This is a genomic window from Acidisarcina polymorpha, from assembly GCF_003330725.1.
Taxonomy (GTDB): domain Bacteria; phylum Acidobacteriota; class Terriglobia; order Terriglobales; family Acidobacteriaceae; genus Acidisarcina; species Acidisarcina polymorpha.
This window is the reverse complement of sequence record NZ_CP030840.1, coordinates 4,904,481-4,920,991: the sequence shown is the minus strand read 5'-3', so window position 1 is coordinate 4,920,991 and position 16,511 is coordinate 4,904,481. Positions and strand designations below refer to the sequence as shown.

Below are 16,511 nucleotides of genomic sequence, written 5' to 3'. Positions count from 1 at the left end.
TCCAGCGGTCCTTCCGCTAAGGCGTTGTGGTTTCTCTGAAGCTGTATTTTCCTTTGTTGTCGTCGTGCTGCTGATGCCATATCCGGGACGCGCCCGACTGTTCCGGTGTGCGCGGCATGGGGTACTCCATCGCACTTTCGTGCCTCGCAAGATTGAGGGAGGGTGTGACGACCAGCTTTGCCATCGACGCGAATGCCTTGAGCTTGTTTAAGAATGTGTTGCGCGCATACGGCATGGCTGCGTAGCGGCGTGTGATGGTTTCGAAGGCTTCAGGTGCCCGCCCCGTAAGGCACTGCACATCCGCGGTAGGCCCGTGAGTGTCAAACACATGTAGCGGCGACTCGTGAATGTAGTGATACACATTGCTCACCTCAAAATCGGGAGCTCCGGCAGCTCGACCGGCCTTCAGAAATGTCTCGGCTGGCATGTCACGCAGCTTGACGGAGCGGCTCAGGACGCGACTGAAAGTGTCTGCGATGTCCTGCATGCTGAGCAGATCTGGACCCGTTGGGCGATAACGCATGCCAGCGTGCAGCTCAGGCTTCGCCAGCGCATGAGCGACGCATCGGCCCATGTCTTCGTTGGAGGCGGGCGGGTTGATCAGACCGACGAAGATGTTCGGCATCATGCCGAAGTGAATTGCAGCGGGTAACAGTTGCAGGATAGGGTCGGCGAACACGCCCGGATTGACGAGTGTATACGTGGAGCCTGGCAGCATTCTCAAGATTTCCTCAACGAGCCAGAGTTGGCGCGAGTGTATCGACGGATGACGAGGGTGAGCGAGCCACTGGCTCATCTGAACAATATGCTGGACGCCTGCATCATGGGCAGCAACAGCGAACACGTTGGCGGCCTCGATCATGTACGGCTGCACGGGCGGACAGAAGGATGCCGCGGATACGCCGGCCATCGCCAAAGCCATCTGCTTCGAGTCGTAGAGGTCAGCTAAGACAATCTCCGCGCCCAACTGACGGAGGGCCGCGCTTCTGTCGTCCTCGCGATGCGCGACTGCCCGCACGTAATGCCCCAGACGGCACAGTTCTGCAACCGTTGGAAAGCCCGTTTTGCCCGTGGAGCCGGTTACTAAAATCTTCGGCCTTATCATCTTGTCTCGCCTTTTCCAATTCAACGCATATTCGTCGCGCCCGATTTCTGAGTCTTTTAGATTATGTACGAACTCTAAATGATGCAAGGAAAAACTAGCAAATTGAAGACGAGGTACGGCGCCAGCATGGAGACGACCGGCGGTAATACGCGAATGTCGATATCGAAGGGGGTGAATCCTTGGGTTGTGGCCATCACCGTGACGATCGCAACATTTATGGAACTGCTCGACACATCGATTGCGAATGTTGCCTTGCCGCATATCGCAGGAGGTCTCGGGCGTTCGTTCGACGAAGCCACCTGGATCCTGACGACGTACCTCGTAGCAAACGCTGTTGTGCTACCGATGTCCGCATGGCTCAGCAGAGTATTTGGCCGCAAGAACTACTACATGGGCTGCGTCGTTCTATTCACCTTGAGTTCACTCCTCTGCGGCACCGCACCAACGCTGCCTATCATGCTTATTGCCCGCATCCTGCAGGGCATTGGCGGTGGCGGACTCGCTCCGGTAGAGCAAGCGATTCTAGTCGACACTTTTCCACCCGCAAAGCGGGCGTCGGCATTCGCTCTTTACACCGTCGCTATCGTCACAGCGCCAGCGGTCGGCCCCGTAGTTGGGGGATGGATTACCGACAACTTCAACTGGCGTTGGTGTTTCTTCATCAATATCCCTGTCGGATTGCTTTCACTGTTCATGACGAATCGCTTTGTCCGTGATCCGGATTCGTTCGCGGAAGAGAGGAAGACGGCTAGGACACCTGAAGGCAAGCTCAACATCGATGCGACAGGAATCGCGCTCATCGCGATAGGCTCTGCCGCGTTAGAGGTATTGCTCGACCGCGGCCAACTCGATGACTGGTTTGGGTCCACGTTCATCTGCTCGATGTTGGTGATTGCGTTGACGTGCCTCGTCACGGCAGTCATTTGGGAGTTGAATGAAAAGGACCCCGTGATCGACTTTCGACTTCTTGGCAACCGGAACTTCGCGATTTCTAACGTCTTCTTCTTTCTGTTCAGCGTTGGCCTATTTGCATCCACAACGCTTATCCCCCAGATACTTCAGAGTCTCTATGGGTATCGAGCGATAGACGCCGGACTGGTCCTGGGACCAGGCGCAGGTGTCATCACCCTGTTGGCGCCTGTTGGAGCCGTTCTCGTACAGAAGGGCATTGTTCGCCCTAAGTATCTGATGTTCCTTGCAATATCATTCGCTGGATATTCGTTTCTCTACTACAGCCACCTAAACCTCGACACCGACTATGGACACTGGGCCTTCGCGAGAGCCCTTCAGGGGTTCGGCTACGCTTTCTTCTTTGTTCCCCTTACCGTAATCGCCTATTCCGAGCTTCGACCTGACCAGAACAACAAGGCTTCGAGCCTCACGAACTTTTTCCGCAACTGGGGCGGAAGCTTCGGCATTGCGTTTGCCACCACTCTGGCAGAAAGGCGCAGTAATTTTCACCAAGCCCGTCTAGGCGAGAACCTGCCGGCGTCTTCCACACTCTTACAGGAGACCGTACAGAGTCTTACGCTCTATCTTCAACAGCATGGATTATCCCCTGTGGACGCAGCTCACAAAGCCACAGCAATGGTTGGGCGCATGTTCAATGCTCAAGTTCAAATTCTGGCCTACATGGATTGCTTTTACGCAATTGGCGTGCTCACGCTAGTGCTTGCACCTCTGGCGCTCTACACCCGTAACTTTAAGATCGACCCAGATGCCTCCCCCGGTCACTAAACGCAGGTTTACCGATCTTCTAAAGACGCACGCAGTCGCGACAACTGAGCAACGTGCCGTGTCGTATGAAGTGCCGGGTAGTGCAGCCACAAAAGAGCGCTGAGCTCACCAAAGAAGGGGCTGTTCCATCCGATGGCTTTGATGGGAGAGGCAGCAGCCGTTCCGAGCAGGTCTGAGAACTGTTCTTCTGCTGCGGAAATCTCGCCAGCTACTCCACCTTGCGTCAGGCCCTCGAAGGCGGTGGATCGCTTACCAGCCTCCGCTTTCCCCCCGTCCGGTAGATATCGAAAAAGCCTTGTCCGCTGCTGCTCCATCATGGCCGGCAGCCCAGGACGAACCTGATCATGCAAATGTGAGTGGACCTGCTCGCAGAGCACTCGTTGCGCAAGGAAAATATGTTCAACGATCTGACCTGCTGACCAGCCGCCATCCGTCCCAACGCGCTCCCAATCGGCAGACGGGAACCCCTCTAAAGCACTCAGAAGCGACAAGTGAGCACGCTTCAGGTTCTCTGACAATTCTGCGATCTCGTCCGGCGTTGCATACCAAGGTCCCTGAACGGTCGAGCAGGTGTTCATTCAGTTTGCGCCGCAGGCGAGGGCGTGTCCTTCAAGAGCAGCCCCAACGGCGAAAGCGGGCCGAGCGGAATCAAGTCGAATTGCATGAGATTGGCCTTGACCAGGGGAAGGCCGTCCAAAAGGCGATGTGCGTCCTCCAAGGAAGTTGTGTTGAGGACAAAGACCACGCCGTTTTGGTCCTTCCGTACGTACCACTGATCGATCTTGCCCGCTAAGTAAAGCCGCACCGTGTCCCGAACTTCCGAATCCATCGTTGAGCTGAAGCTGTTACCCGAAGGTGGCGAAACGAGATGCCCAATGGCAAGCACTTTCGTTAATGGGGTGGATTGGACAGCCTGAGCGACAGGACTCTGCTGGGCGAACGCTATCAAGGGGGCGGTCAGCGCAACAAGCGCAATCATACGAATGGTAACGCTTCTCATGATCTCTCTCCTATTCTGAACAACATCCTTTGACATCGCTATCCGAAAACGCGCACGTAATGCGATCTTGCGAGCGTCAGCGCTTGTTCTTTCATTCCCGAATCACCCAGGGAACGAATGAGCGAAACCGACCCGGCCATCCCAGAGAACAGCAGAATGAAGTTGTGACGCTTTTCTTGAGCGTCGGCACCCTTCATGTACTTGGACATGCGCTCCATGTACCACATCGTCGCGTTATCGATGCGCTTTCTGACGGAGACAGGCATACGGCCGATATCGGGTGCCAGAGACGCCAACGCGCACCAGGTTTCCGGATGACGCACGTGATCCATGCTTAGATACGCGTCGATGATCGCTTCGGCAGCCTTCTCAGACGGTACGGATTCCGCTACTCGCTCAAGCCTGTCTCCAAGTTCTCGAAAGCTCAAAGCGATTGCGTCGACAAACAGTTCATCCTTGCTTCCAAAGTGTCGATAAAAGCCACCCTGAGTCAGCCCGATCTCCTTCATCACGTCGGCGATGCCCACGGAACTCCCGCGCGCACGGAACTCACGCGAGGCGTGAGTCAAAATTTTCTCGTGTGTCTTAGCTTTGTCAGAAGCAGAACGTCTCGGCATAGGCGTCTCCCTCCCCGCCCTAGAGTACGGCAGTCACGTTGGTCGGCTTGCACCCGGTTGCTCGGCTTGCACCTACGCGTTGCTCAATCTGACTTAGAGTATACATGCACTCTATGACAAAAACGAAATGACTGGTCGCACATCTCCGACTTGCCGTCACGTAAAAGCGAGGCTTTGTCATTCTAAATCGGGTCTGTTGATCCGGCCCTTCCACGCGTCGCTGTTCTACATGGAATGTGGACGGAGAGCGTCGATCGCCGCCATGCTTCAACTTCCAGTTCGATCAGAGCTTGTGTTTATCCAACTTGGGAGAGGCGAGGATGAAGAACACCGGTACTGCACCTACGCATAATAGACTGAGCTGCGGTGTTCGAAATGCAAGTAGGATGGCCAAAGCGTAGAGCGCGACTGGTGCCATGTGGATTCGTGACACCCGGCCAGCTAGTTCTGGAGTCAACTCGGGTTTGTGGAGATGGTCGTGAGCGGCGACGTGACGCCACAGAAGCAGGTTGAAGAGATTGACGAGAATGAGCGTCGAACCGTACAGACAAATGGCAGCGGGGTCGAGCGGATGTGTTCCCAAAACCATCGTCGGGAAGGGCAAGAATGAGATGAGCGTAAGTCCGAGATTGTTCAACCAGAGAAGCGTGCGATCGGTTCGAGCGATGAAGTCAAAGAAGACGTGATGCGCAATCCAGTACATGGTGACGATCAGAAAACTGAGTCCAAAGGCCAACAGCTGTGCCCGTTGCGCCCACAACGACGTCCAGACGTCTCCGGACATGGGGAGGCGAATCTCAACGATAACTAAAGTGGCCGCGATTGCGAAGACGCCATCACTGAAGGCTTCAACCCTATTCTTGTTCATGAAATTGGACCCTTCTTCTGATGGAAAGCTCGTTAGCCTTATCGCAAGAGCTCGCTTTCTGGCTAAGAGGGTGGGATCGGCTGATCTCGCCCCTTCCCCAATCACTGTTCACTCGTACTTAGAGTGCTCCCGAGTTCCGATGGTTCCGAGAGTTGGTCCCACTAGTTTGATCACCTTTATGTGCGCGTCGCCGCCCTGTCCCTCTTCGATCATGAGCAGCCGGATGATATCTCCCAAAGCCTCTATGGCCCGCAAGGCTGCCGGGCTGCTCCCGAGATCGATTGCCTCAAACCCCAATGTGCTCGCGATCTCGGCAACAATCCGTTTTGCTTCAGCTTGTCGTCCCGCAATGAAGGTTTGAGCACCTTGCGAGCGGAGGCTCTCCGCCGAGCGATCAAACGTTTCCATGGCGATCGTGTTGAACGCTTTGACCACCTGTGCATCTGGAAGACTATTCTGAAGCCGTTCAGCGAGACTCACTTCGAACCACGCACCGGTCCGCACGTCCGTCGCATAATTCCGGTTATCTACGTCGACAATGACCTTGCCGCGCAGAATTGAGCCGTCGTCAAGCACTCTGGTCGCGTCCACCTCTCGAGGGGTCCAAATCAGCACGTCTCCAAAACCAGCAGCTTGATCGACCGATCCGTGTTTGCTGTTATTGGCGGCAAGCTTTGCCGCGTCTTCTGCTTGAACTGAGCTTCGCGCACCAAAGAAGTTCTCATGCCCGCTCTGAGCCAGCCTAACGCCGAGCGCCCGACCCATGTTTCCGCTTCCAATGAGTCCAATCCTCATAGCTGACTCCACGAATTTTAGGAAAGTCGCAGACCGCCGTCGACTTCCAGAACTGTTCCGGTGACAAACCCGTTTCCGATCAGGAACACAATGGCATGGGCAAGTTCTTCCGCCTGCGCATTCTTCCCGACCAGTGAGGCCGCGGCGCTTTGTTGCAGCAATTGCTCCCGCACCGCGTCTGGCACTTTGCTCCACCATGGTGTCTCGACGACTCCGGGCGAAACGGCATTTGCGCGAAGAGGCTTTAATTCGCGAGCAAGCGGCTTGATCATTGCTTCAATAGCGCCATTGATAGCGGCGAGACCGGCCGTTCCGGGGTTAGCCGCACGAGCAGAGATCGCGGAAACGAATGTGATGGACCCATCCTGCTTTAAGAACGGCAAAGCGGCCTGAGCGGCGCGGAACTGCGGGATGAACTTCTGCTGAAAGCCGCTCAGTACATCGTCCGCTTCCAGATCCTTGAAAAAGCCAGCACCCTTGGCACCGCTCACGCACAGCACAAGGCCGCTGAAGGGACCAAACGCTGCATAGCAACTCGCCATGGCTTCCTGGGACGCCGCATCGGCCAATGCGAATCTGACCTCGGGATGCGCTTCCTTCACTTCGTCGATTTGTTTCTCGTTTCGCCCCAACGCGAGCACGTCCGCTCCCTCTGCGGCGAGCTGCTGTGCCGTTGCAAGTCCGATCCCCGAAGTGCCGCCGACGACGACAACTCTTCTCACGCCCATTCCATTGTCCTCCCACATAGATTTGTCGATAGTTCCTGCCTGCTTAGTCGAGGCAGTCGCCGAGTAGCTGCTCACTGACTCTTTTCAGTTCAGCTCTGGTATGTGCGTCGTAAGCCTGAGCGTTCGCCCGTGCCTCTCGCAACTCATTGAAATATTTCCCACTCACACCAAGGAAACGATCGTCGGTTGCGAGCCGGAAGACATTCTCGACGCCCGACTCTAAGGTACTCATAGGTGAGAATCGCCCCACAACGATTTTGGTAGGCATCATCGAGGCGGGATGCAGTGCGTTGATTGTGACCTGATCTGCGCTGTACTCCTCCGCAAGGTCGAACGTCATCATGATCTGCGCCAGCTTTGCCTGGCAATAAGATTGCTGACCGCTCCACGAGTGTTCCAGCATAAGGTCTTTGAAGTTCAACGGCGACTGCCCCGCCGATGACACGTTGACGATTCGAGTAGGGCCGGATTGAGAAAGCAACGGCAACAGTCTCCGGGTCAGGAGGTACGGAGACAGGTAGTCAACCTGCAATAGCATCTCTAGCCCGTCGCGGCTCTCTTGCCGAGCGTCCTCAATCCCAAGTCCCGCATTGTTGACCAGCACGTCGAGTCTTCTGTAGCTCGCGCAAATCTCGTCTGCCAACGAGCGCACCTGATCGAAGGAAGCAAAATCGGCTTGGTAAAAGCTAGCCGCCGCGCCGAGCGACGTGAGCTCGTCAACAACTTGCCGTCCACGATGCGCGTTCCGCCCGTGTACAAGAACATTCCAACCTGCCTGGGCGAAAGCTCTTGCGAGCCCCCGCCCAAGACCGTCCGTAGCCCCCGTGACGAGAGCTACACTCTGTCGCTGCTTTGTTGTCATAGTTTCCCCTACTATGTGCTGAGTACGGCGCGGAATCTTGGCTTACCAGCTTTTACGCGCTCTACAACCGCGGCGGCATTGGCCATTGGATAGGTCTCGATCATTGGTCGGATACCGCGCCGCGACGCAAGCTCGAACATCTCGACCGCATCGCTGATAGAGCCGGTGCTTGACCCCATGAGCCGCCGGCGACTCTGAATGAACTCGCCCGAGGATGGCAATGTCAACGGGTTTGGATCAACGGCAAGCAGAACCAGCGTTCCATCCGGCGCGAGCGCGTGAACGGCTTCCCCCATCAGTTGCGCGTTATTGGCGGTATTAAGGACGACGTTTGCGCCTCCCAAACGATTCACCTCTTCGACCCAGTTTGTCTTCGATGAGTCGATCGCCAGGTCCGCGCCCAGCTTGTTCATGGCAAGTTCGACCTTGTCCTGTCCGCGTGCAACTCCGATTGACTCCGCGCCGAGCGCTTTAGCAAACTGCACGGCGACATGGCCCAAACCGCCGAGTCCCAGCGTCACGACTCGCTGCCCAGGCCGAACGTTCAGCAGTCGAAGCGGGGAATAGGTGGTTATACCGGCGCACATTAGCGGAGCGGCTTCTTCCAGGGTGATGTTGTCGGGAATCTTGATTACATCTCGTGCTGTCGCTTTCACGTACTCGGCATAGCCTCCGTTGACCTGAATGCCGGTCACCTGTTGGCGACTGCAGATGGAGGTGTTGCCCGCGGTGCATTGTGGGCACACTCCACACGAGTGCTGGGTCCAACCCAGACCTACGCGATCATTGACCTTTAGGTGGACCACGGCGCTACCTACCGCATTGACGACGCCGGCCACTTCGTGTCCAGGAACCAGTGGAGTCCGTGCGAACGGTCCAAAATCTCCTTCGAGCAGATGGATATCGGAACCGCAAACTCCACAGGCATGGACCTTGATGAGCACCTCATCCGGTCCGATCGTCGGTACATCCAGGTCCTTCCATTCGAGCGGGGCTCTTGCCGCAGAGAGCCACTGACCCTTCATTTTGGTACGACTAGATCCATTTGCTGACATCTCAACCTCTCGTTATAGGGGATTTGGCTTCTTAGACACTAGAGGGTGCTTTTCTCAAGCACCGGGCCTCGATCCGCCGCCGTCGCCTGCCAAAGCTCCTCCGTCTCCGCAGGCAAGTAGCCCTCGGGAGTACGCATCTGTTCGAATGTGCGGCGTGCGATCTTCCAACGATCGCCATCTTTCCGAATCACGTCTGTCACCAGCGCATGACCTGCAATCGCCGGAAGCCCGTTGCCATTTGCGACAAGGACAGCGAACAGGTAGCTAATGACGCTGACCGAACCGTCGCCATCCGGAACGATTACGGCATTGGTGCTCTGATGACGGATTCCTCGCGTAGCGGGGACGTTGGCCCTCAGCAACTCCATCACTGCCGGCTTTCCTTCTCGATAGCCCCAGAAGTGATCGAGGATCACGTCGTCGGTGAGTATGGCGGCCAGTTCATCCATATGCTGCGAGTCAAAGCACCATTCAAAACGAAAGCTCACGTCAAGAATGGCAAATTTGTCATCCGCGTTAAGAGTGTCGTTGCCGGGTAGGCTCAAACGATTTGAGAAGAACGTGTCCGGTAGGATCGTATCCTGCAAGGTCTTCGGCATAGCTGCTCCTGATGGTTTTTGAATTCTGTTATGGTAGGCGGCTCTAATCCCTAACCCGTTCATCTGCACGTAGACCGTCTTGCTCTGGAGGTACTCTTCAATGCCTTCGGGACCGATCTCGCGACCGTATCCTGACTGCTTGTAGCCTCCGAAGGAAGTCGTCGCGGTGAACTGGCCCCAGGTGTTGACCCAGACGATGCCCGCTTGCAGCCCAGCCGCGACACGGTGTGCGCGGTTCAGATCATGCGTTGCTACACCGGCCGAAAGGCCATAGGGAAGCCCGTTCGCGATCCTGAGCGCCTCCGCTTCCGTGTCGAAAGTAAGCACACTCAGAGCTGGCCCAAATATCTCTTCTTGGGCGACGCGCATCGTTGGCCTGACTCCGGTGAACAACGTCAACTCGTGGAAGAAACCCTTCCCACCGGTTTCTTTCACCCGAAGCGGATTGCCTCCAACTGCGATCTTTGCACCTTCGGATTGCGCAATGCCCACGTATTCGAGGACCTTGTCGTATTGAGCCTTGTGCGCCAACGGACCGACTTCTGTGGACGCGTCGAAAGGGTCGCCAACTTTCGCGCCTTTTATCCTCTGTGAGAGAGCCTCAACCAACTGGTCATGGACACTCCGCTCGACAATGACGCGAGAGCATCCCATGCAAAACTGGCCACAATTGAAGTAGCCGGCCTGGAATACGGTCTCGACTAGCGCATCGAGGTCGGCGGAGGGCCCATTGACAGCGTCGGCAAAAATCAGAAGAGCGTTTTTCCCGCCTAGTTCCAGCGTTACATGCTTAAGGGTTTTAGACGCGATCTCCTGAGTCTGCTTTCCCACCTGGGTAGAACCGGTGAAGGCGATCTTGTCCACCCCGGGGTTGGCGATCACCTCCGCTCCGGCCACGGATCCGCTGCCTGTGACGAGGTTGTAAACGCCTTTCGGTAGGCCGGCATCTTGCAAGACCTCTGCAAGCAGGAGAGCAGAAAGCGGCGTCTCCGCAGCGGGCTTGTGAACGATCGTATTGCCCGCTGCAAGCGCCGGTGCGATCTTGTTGATAGAGAGGTTCAGAGGAAAGTTGAACGGGCTGATGGCTCCAACGACCCCAAGCGGCTCTCGTCTGGTATAGACCATGCTTGCGCCGTTGCCCGGACGTGTAGCGCCATCCAGTTGCCCCGCAAGCGATCCGTAGTAGGCAAACGAGGCGGCACCTTGAGGGACATCGAAGGATTTCGTGGGGGTGATCGGCTTGCCCACATCCACCGTCTCACGAGTGGCGAAGTCTTCAGCCCGTTCGAGCATCAGCGTCGCGACGCGCTGCAATATGAGCCCGCGGTCGAACGGATTCATGCTGCCCCACGGGCCACTATCGAACGCTTCTCTGGCAGCATGGATAGCCTTCTTGACGTCTTCCGCAGACGCGTCGGCTACCGTAGTGGTTACCGATTCTGTTGAGGGATCCACATTGGGCCGAGTTTTGCCGCCCTCGGCGTCGACGAACTGGCCGTTGATAAAAAGCTTACCCTTTCCGATTTTCGCGACTCCGGCGCGCGACTTGGCCACCACCGGGGCTTCGTTAGGCAAGGCGTGCGTCTGAGCGCTCTGGGTTGTTATAGGCGAGACCATCATTTCTCCTCCGGGTTGATCTGCGTTATGGTTTCGAATCGGCCCCTTCGCATAAGGCCGGACAATTTAGATCGAGGTCTGTTTTCTGGTACATTGCAGATGCCTCTAAACGTCCGATATGTGCAATCCGCAACGTATCTAGATCTCGATTGATGAACGCTAAAGGTCTTGACTGGCATCTTGCCTGTAAAGGTGGTACTGCATCCTTCTAGCCGGCTGTGGTCGGGTGACTGATTCCTCAGCAATTTCAGTGTGCCGCTCTGAGGTCTGCGACGCATCGGCAAAAGCGTTGCTTCTCGCTACGTAGAATTGAGGAGATGCGCTCTGCCATCGACTCCGAAGAGCCGTGCTGATGTGCTCTTTGCAATCGTCCTCAGACTGTCCAACCAGCATCGAAGTGGCTTCTAAAGAAAGCCCTTCGAGAATACGTAGACAAAACACGAGTCTGGAGCAAGCAGGTAAATTGAGCAGCATTTCAGAGACTGCTTGACCGCCCTGCACCGCGCTGCGCTTCGGTAGACACGCGAGCATGCCCAAGGACGCCGAGATAGTAGCGAATCCTGCAAATGACAATTGATTCACCTTGGAAGATGCCCGATCAGCAAAGCGCGAGCGGACCGTTTCCAGCCCCAAGATAACTGCGCTCAGCGCGTAGCCTTCATTGTTCGTTAGGCTGAACCCGAGTCGAAGCAGTGACTCAGCTTCAGCAGTGAACACCCTGCACCAATTCGAGGGTGGGTTCGATTGAGTCTTACCGCTGTCCACTTGAATGTCAGTCATGCCCCACAGGTTCGCTCTACATCGCAGCGGAAGCCTCCGCTTTTCTTCAGCCTTCGCGTACGCAGATCGCTAGAGATTTCCTACGTAAAAGTGAGGACGACGCCAAACGCGCCTTAGTGCGAAAATGATTCGTGGGACTCTTTGGGAGGCAGGTATATGCCCGCATCGATACTCCAGGGCGCGGTCAACAGCTCCGATAGCAATCTTCTCCTCAATCCTGCTGAGGCAGAGCGGCGAGCAGTCGAAGCCGAAGAGCGAATTCCTGAGTTGGAAAAGGCACATAATGAGTTGGCCAAAGCCTATGAGCTGTTACGGCGCAGCGTTGCCCGTCTCGCGAATGCCGCTGATGTCGATGCCGCGCTGATCGAAGCTGTTAGAGCCGCAGCAGAGATCGTAAATGGCCTTTCACAGCAGGCTACCTTGGCCTTGGAACTACACCGACTCTCCATCGAGTCGGAGAAACAAGCGAGTCTTCACGAGCAAGAGAAGCCTGCGCAGCAGCGAGCGGAGGAGCTTGCGAAAGCTAATGAGGCGCTCCGCAACTGCATGGACGAACTCACGAGAGAGCAGAGTCCGGAGGGATTGCTTCGAAGCTTTCTTGGCCAAGCCGTTAAGGTTTCAGGAGCGTCGGCCGGAGCAATCTTGAGGCGGAATCGCGGAACTGAATTTGAATTTGTGATGGTCAACAAAGATGGCGTGACTGCTACAGCTGAAGATGTGATTGCGCCGGAGTCGAATGAGGAGATCAGGCGTGCAAGTGCAGAAGACAGGCAGGGATACTTCTCGGAAATAGCCGCCGGAAAACCGCGCTGGCGAAGGGTTGGCGAAATTCTGACCGATGTTCTTCCGATGATAACCCGTTTCCAGCAAGAAGCCGGCAATCAGATGCTGTATGACTTTCCTTACAAGGTTGGCGGGGAAGTGAAGGGTTATCTCGGTCTCGCCTATATTAAGTCGACCGCGCCAAGTTCAATCGTTCAAGAAACCATTAGCGCGCTTTCCACGCAGGTGGGTCTTGCGTTGGAATTTCAACGCATTTCGGCGCAAGTAGAGCAGGCGGCGATTGCGCGCGAGCAAGAGAAGGCGGCGCAGCAGCGGGTAGCGGAGCTGGTCAAGGCCAACGCCGCCTTGAAAGACAGCGTACACGCCGTTGCTCAATCCGCTGACTTCGATCAGAGCTTGTCGGAGGTCGTTCTTCGTATTGCGGACTCCGCAGGAGCAAAGGAAGGGCACCTATACATTTACGACGCTAGTGCCAACACGCTTCGCAGCGAGTTCTGGTTTCAGGATGGGGTAGTGCATTGGGAACCCCACCAAGCCGCATTCGATGCATACAGTACGTCGACTCTTCGCTCTTGTCTCGCGGATCTTAGGATGATTTATGCCAATTGTGAGAGAGCTGATGACGAGGTGCGCGCGATCTCGCGGCGGGGCGTAATCAACTCGAATCTCACTCACTGGCGCAAAGCAACAGTTGCGATTCCTGTCATAGCGGGTGAACAAGCACTGGGTGTTATCGATTTGGGCTTGACGGGCCACACATCGTTCACAGAGGAGCAGCAAGAGGTCCTCGCTGCTCTAAGCAATCATGCGGCTCTAATCATGAAGCTCCGGCAGATGGAACGACATGCTCGCGAGCAAGCTGTCTCCCACGAGAAGAGTCGAGCGACGACTGCAGAACGTAATCGGATCGCGCGCGAAATGCATGACACCCTGCTGCAAGGCTTCGCTGGAGTCACTATGCAACTTCGCGCGGTAGTCAAGCAACTCCGTTCCTCTGATGACGTGTTGGCCTCACAAGCGCTGGCGTCACACATCGATATGGCATTGAACGAGAGCGTGGGTGCCATGCATGAAGCTCGTCGCGCCGTGGGCGACATGCGCGGTGAACAAACAAAAGGAGCAAGCCTGAATGAGATGATCGCCAGCGTCTTATCGGCCGAGTGCGAACGACATCCTCAGGTCAAGATGCATTTCAGCTGCCTCAACGATTTGTCTGACATGACTGAAGAAAGAACAGAAAATCTTTTCCGTATCGTCCGCGAGGCCTTCCGTAACGCGGTGCAACACGCAAGTGCTAGTCGTATCTCTATTGAGATCCACAGGCTAGGCAATCAGATCCGGGCGGTTGTCAGCGACGACGGTCTTGGTTTTGACGTCGAAAATGCCGTGCGGACCGCTGGACATTGGGGTTTGGCGGGTATGCGGGAGCGCGCCGCCGCCCTGGGTGGCAGCTTCGATATCCAGAGTAAGCCTGGGCAAGGAAGTCAAGTTTCGGTAGAGGTTCCTGTACATGGGTGACGTCAAGAAGATTCGGATTCTTTCAGTAGACGATCACGCAATCGTCCGGCGAGGCATTGCCGCGATCATCGCTACCGAGCCAAGCCTCCAGCTAATCGGAGAGGCATCCAGCGCTGAAGACGCGATTCTCCGATATCGCGAGCTTCAGCCCGAAGTCGTGCTGATGGACCTTCGTCTCGGAGGTCGAATTGATGGTGTCGAAGCTATCGAACGCATCTGCAAGGAGTGGCCGAGGGCTCTGATCCTCGTGTTGACCACCTATGCGGGGGATGAAAACATCCATCGTGCACTCGATGCTGGTGCCCGCGGCTACCTGATAAAGGATTCGGTTGACGATCAAGAACTCGTCAACGCTATCAGCGCCGTAAGAAGCGGCAGACTATTCATCCCGGCCAAGCTTGCAATTCAACTTGTAGAACAGGGTAAACGCGTGGAACTAACGCCCCGTGAGCGTGAGGTTCTGCTTGAGATGGCGCAGGGGCTTCGCAATAAAGAGATCGCCGCACGGCTGAACATCTCAGAAGCAACCACGAGAACCCACGTCGACAACATCGTTGGAAAGTTGGGAGCGAGCAGTCGCACAGAAGCCGTCGTCTCGGCTGCGCAGCGCGGATTTCTCAATTTGTAAGCGTAAAGAGCTTGCTCCTCGCGCGGCTTCTCTGTCTGCCAATAAACCCGCAAGCGCTCACTTGGACGGCAGGACCCTTGATTCTGCGACATACAAGACCAGACACGTCCTCACTTGTCCGTAGATAGTTATCGCTGTTTATCCGATGCACGCCACGAGAACCGGCGAGATTCTTGGTGTGGCACTTGTTGCTGACTATCAAACGGATTAATGCGATGAATCAGAATGGCGATCCCGAGGTGGAACTCATTCATGTGCACGTTTGTTCGGCATGTGGACACGCCTCACGTCGCGAGGATTCGGATGGCACCCCAGATACAAGAGGGATTTTTCGCTGCTCAAAGTGTGGCCACGAAGGACCCTTAAACGACAGGATCATCGACGTCAATGATCCTCATCTCGCATCCTAGCCAGTAAGCGGGAGTTCTCTCTGGCGAGCAATCCCATTGGACTTTAATTTTTTCATCGCCGACCTCACGAAATCACTCAGCAGGCGGCTGTTGTTATCACCCCGCGTTATGAGCGTCGTGCGGACGCGGAGCTCTTGGTCGGTCATGGGTCGCATGGTTAGACCGTGATGCGCCACACGCCAAGCACCGGTCCGAGTAAGGAATGCGATACCGCGGTCCTGTGTGACAAAACGCGCAGCCTCTTCCGCAGAGGTGACGTGTTGGATGTCACGGGGCCTTATTCCCAATAGAAAGCTTTGCGAAAGAATCTCCTCATAGAGCACCGGGTGTACATGTCTGCCGAAGAGAACCCATACCCGATCGTCGAAGTCAGCCAAGCTGACAGCTTGCTTCTTGGCGGCAGGTTCGTCCCTACCGAACAAAGTGTAGAGAGGTTGATTGGACACCTCAAGCGAATTAAGCTGACGATTGGGAACGCCGGCCGCAACAAGGGCGATATCCAATTCGCCTGTCATGACTTGCATTGTCAGTTGAGGCGACAGATTGCTATATGCGTGAACGTGAAAGGTGGAAAACAACGGAAGACGCAGAGAAAGCATGGTCGCGATCAGGAAAGGATCAACGTACGGCGAACTGCCGAAATTAAGCACGCTTTCGGCACCCTTAGCCGCGGCCCGAGTAAGGAAGACCGCACGATCCAAACTGAGGAGGCTTGTCCGAGCGTTCTCCACAAAAATCTTACCGGGGTCTGTGATCTCGACCCTCTGATTGCTCCTCAAGAACAAGATCGTGCCGAGGATTGATTCCAGGACTTGAATCTGCTTCGTTAGAGCCGGTTGTGTAATTTTCAAACGAGATGCTGCACGCGAAAAGCTGAGTTCGTCGGCTATGGCTACAGCGCCTCTGAGATGATGGATTTCGATTTGACTCATGGCCCAGGACCTCATGCGAAAGCTCTGAGAAGCGCCGGTCATCGGGTCAAACGGGCTTGCACCCGAATCCGTCTCTGGTGTATTAAGAACCTTTTCGTTAACGGTTGGCAACCGAGCCTGGTGAGGCAATGAGCCCGGTGTATTCCGTCACGGAATAATAGGCTCCCGGATTGTTATTGGACAGCAATCAAGTCGGTCACGGATTCTAAGGGCGAAGTCAGGAGCCCCGAGATGACCGACAAGAAACCCGTCAGTCGAGCAGTGCCGGTGAGCGTCATTGCTGGCAAAGAAGTGGAACTTTTACTGGACAGCCACGAAGCCGCAGCTGTCCTGGGAGTACACCCGCGTACCTTGCAACGCATGGCGCAGCGAGGGCAGATTGCAGGCGTTCAAGTCGGAAAGCTCTGGCGGTTCCGGCCATCAAGCCTCTCTAACTGGATCGATAACCGCCTCTCCGCGTGAGCCGTGCACCGCGGC

General features: G+C 55.8%; 15 protein-coding genes. 4 read left to right on the top strand and 11 right to left on the bottom strand.

Translation table 11 applies throughout. The features are described from left to right. Positions 1-16: 16 nt before the first annotated feature. Entirely contained in the window at positions 17-1,105 is a 1,089-nt protein-coding gene (locus tag ACPOL_RS20855; RefSeq protein ID WP_161557478.1) for an NmrA family NAD(P)-binding protein, read from the bottom strand. A gap of 102 nt (positions 1,106-1,207) precedes the next feature. Between ACPOL_RS20855 and ACPOL_RS20850 the strand changes: the two genes are divergently transcribed. Then, on the top strand, positions 1,208-2,842 hold the full coding sequence (locus tag ACPOL_RS20850; RefSeq protein ID WP_338026688.1) for a DHA2 family efflux MFS transporter permease subunit: 1,635 nt from the start codon (positions 1,208-1,210) through the stop codon (positions 2,840-2,842). Between the two features lie 8 nt (positions 2,843-2,850). On the opposite strand, the gene ACPOL_RS20845 is transcribed toward ACPOL_RS20850, so the two are convergent. The 9 genes from ACPOL_RS20845 to ACPOL_RS20805 form a co-directional block, all read right to left on the bottom strand. Further along, positions 2,851-3,420: a DinB family protein gene (locus tag ACPOL_RS20845; RefSeq protein ID WP_114208763.1), complete on the bottom strand. Its 570-nt coding sequence runs from the start codon at positions 3,418-3,420 to the stop codon at positions 2,851-2,853. Further along, positions 3,417-3,842, bottom strand: a complete 426-nt coding sequence (locus tag ACPOL_RS20840) for a hypothetical protein (RefSeq protein ID WP_114208762.1) — start codon at positions 3,840-3,842, stop codon at positions 3,417-3,419. The genes ACPOL_RS20845 and ACPOL_RS20840 overlap by 4 nt, the downstream gene beginning before the upstream one ends. 38 nt (positions 3,843-3,880) lie before the next feature. Continuing rightward, positions 3,881-4,459: a TetR/AcrR family transcriptional regulator gene (locus ACPOL_RS20835; protein ID WP_114208761.1), complete on the bottom strand. Its 579-nt coding sequence runs from the start codon at positions 4,457-4,459 to the stop codon at positions 3,881-3,883. A 283-nt stretch (positions 4,460-4,742) separates the two neighbouring features. Then, a complete protein-coding gene (locus ACPOL_RS20830; protein WP_114208760.1) occupies positions 4,743-5,327 on the bottom strand; it encodes a TMEM175 family protein in 585 nt (194 codons plus the stop codon). Positions 5,328-5,435: 108 nt separating this feature from the next. Continuing rightward, positions 5,436-6,122 carry an NADPH-dependent F420 reductase gene (locus ACPOL_RS20825; RefSeq protein ID WP_114208759.1) on the bottom strand — a complete coding sequence of 229 codons (687 nt, stop codon included), beginning with the start codon at positions 6,120-6,122 and terminating at the stop codon, positions 5,436-5,438. A gap of 17 nt (positions 6,123-6,139) precedes the next feature. Next, entirely contained in the window at positions 6,140-6,850 is a 711-nt protein-coding gene (locus ACPOL_RS20820; protein WP_114210951.1) for an SDR family oxidoreductase, read from the bottom strand. Between the two features lie 43 nt (positions 6,851-6,893). Further along, complete coding sequence (locus tag ACPOL_RS20815) at positions 6,894-7,712, bottom strand: SDR family NAD(P)-dependent oxidoreductase (protein WP_114208758.1); 819 nt, start codon at positions 7,710-7,712, stop codon at positions 6,894-6,896. A gap of 11 nt (positions 7,713-7,723) precedes the next feature. After that, positions 7,724-8,767, bottom strand: coding sequence for an alcohol dehydrogenase catalytic domain-containing protein (locus ACPOL_RS20810; RefSeq protein WP_114208757.1), 1,044 nt, complete (start codon positions 8,765-8,767; stop codon positions 7,724-7,726). Positions 8,768-8,805: 38 nt separating this feature from the next. Then, complete coding sequence (locus ACPOL_RS20805) at positions 8,806-10,986, bottom strand: aldehyde dehydrogenase family protein (protein WP_161557477.1); 2,181 nt, start codon at positions 10,984-10,986, stop codon at positions 8,806-8,808. Positions 10,987-11,919: 933 nt separating this feature from the next. Here ACPOL_RS20805 and ACPOL_RS20795 point away from each other — a divergent pair. Both ACPOL_RS20795 and ACPOL_RS20790 read left to right on the top strand, forming a co-directional pair. Beyond that, positions 11,920-14,064 carry a GAF domain-containing sensor histidine kinase gene (locus ACPOL_RS20795; protein WP_114208755.1) on the top strand — a complete coding sequence of 715 codons (2,145 nt, stop codon included), beginning with the start codon at positions 11,920-11,922 and terminating at the stop codon, positions 14,062-14,064. Then, a complete protein-coding gene (locus ACPOL_RS20790) occupies positions 14,057-14,692 on the top strand; it encodes a response regulator (protein ID WP_114208754.1) in 636 nt (211 codons plus the stop codon). Before ACPOL_RS20795 ends, ACPOL_RS20790 begins: the two co-directional genes overlap by 8 nt. Before the next feature lie 406 nt (positions 14,693-15,098). On the opposite strand, the gene ACPOL_RS20785 is transcribed toward ACPOL_RS20790, so the two are convergent. Further along, positions 15,099-16,034, bottom strand: coding sequence for a LysR family transcriptional regulator (locus tag ACPOL_RS20785; RefSeq protein ID WP_161557476.1), 936 nt, complete (start codon positions 16,032-16,034; stop codon positions 15,099-15,101). 231 nt (positions 16,035-16,265) lie between these two features. On the opposite strand from ACPOL_RS20785, the gene ACPOL_RS20780 reads away from it, so the two are divergent. Next, positions 16,266-16,496 (top strand): helix-turn-helix domain-containing protein, encoded by a 231-nt coding sequence (locus ACPOL_RS20780; RefSeq protein ID WP_114208752.1) that lies wholly within the window; start codon positions 16,266-16,268, stop codon positions 16,494-16,496. The last annotated feature ends 15 nt before the right edge of the window (positions 16,497-16,511 follow it).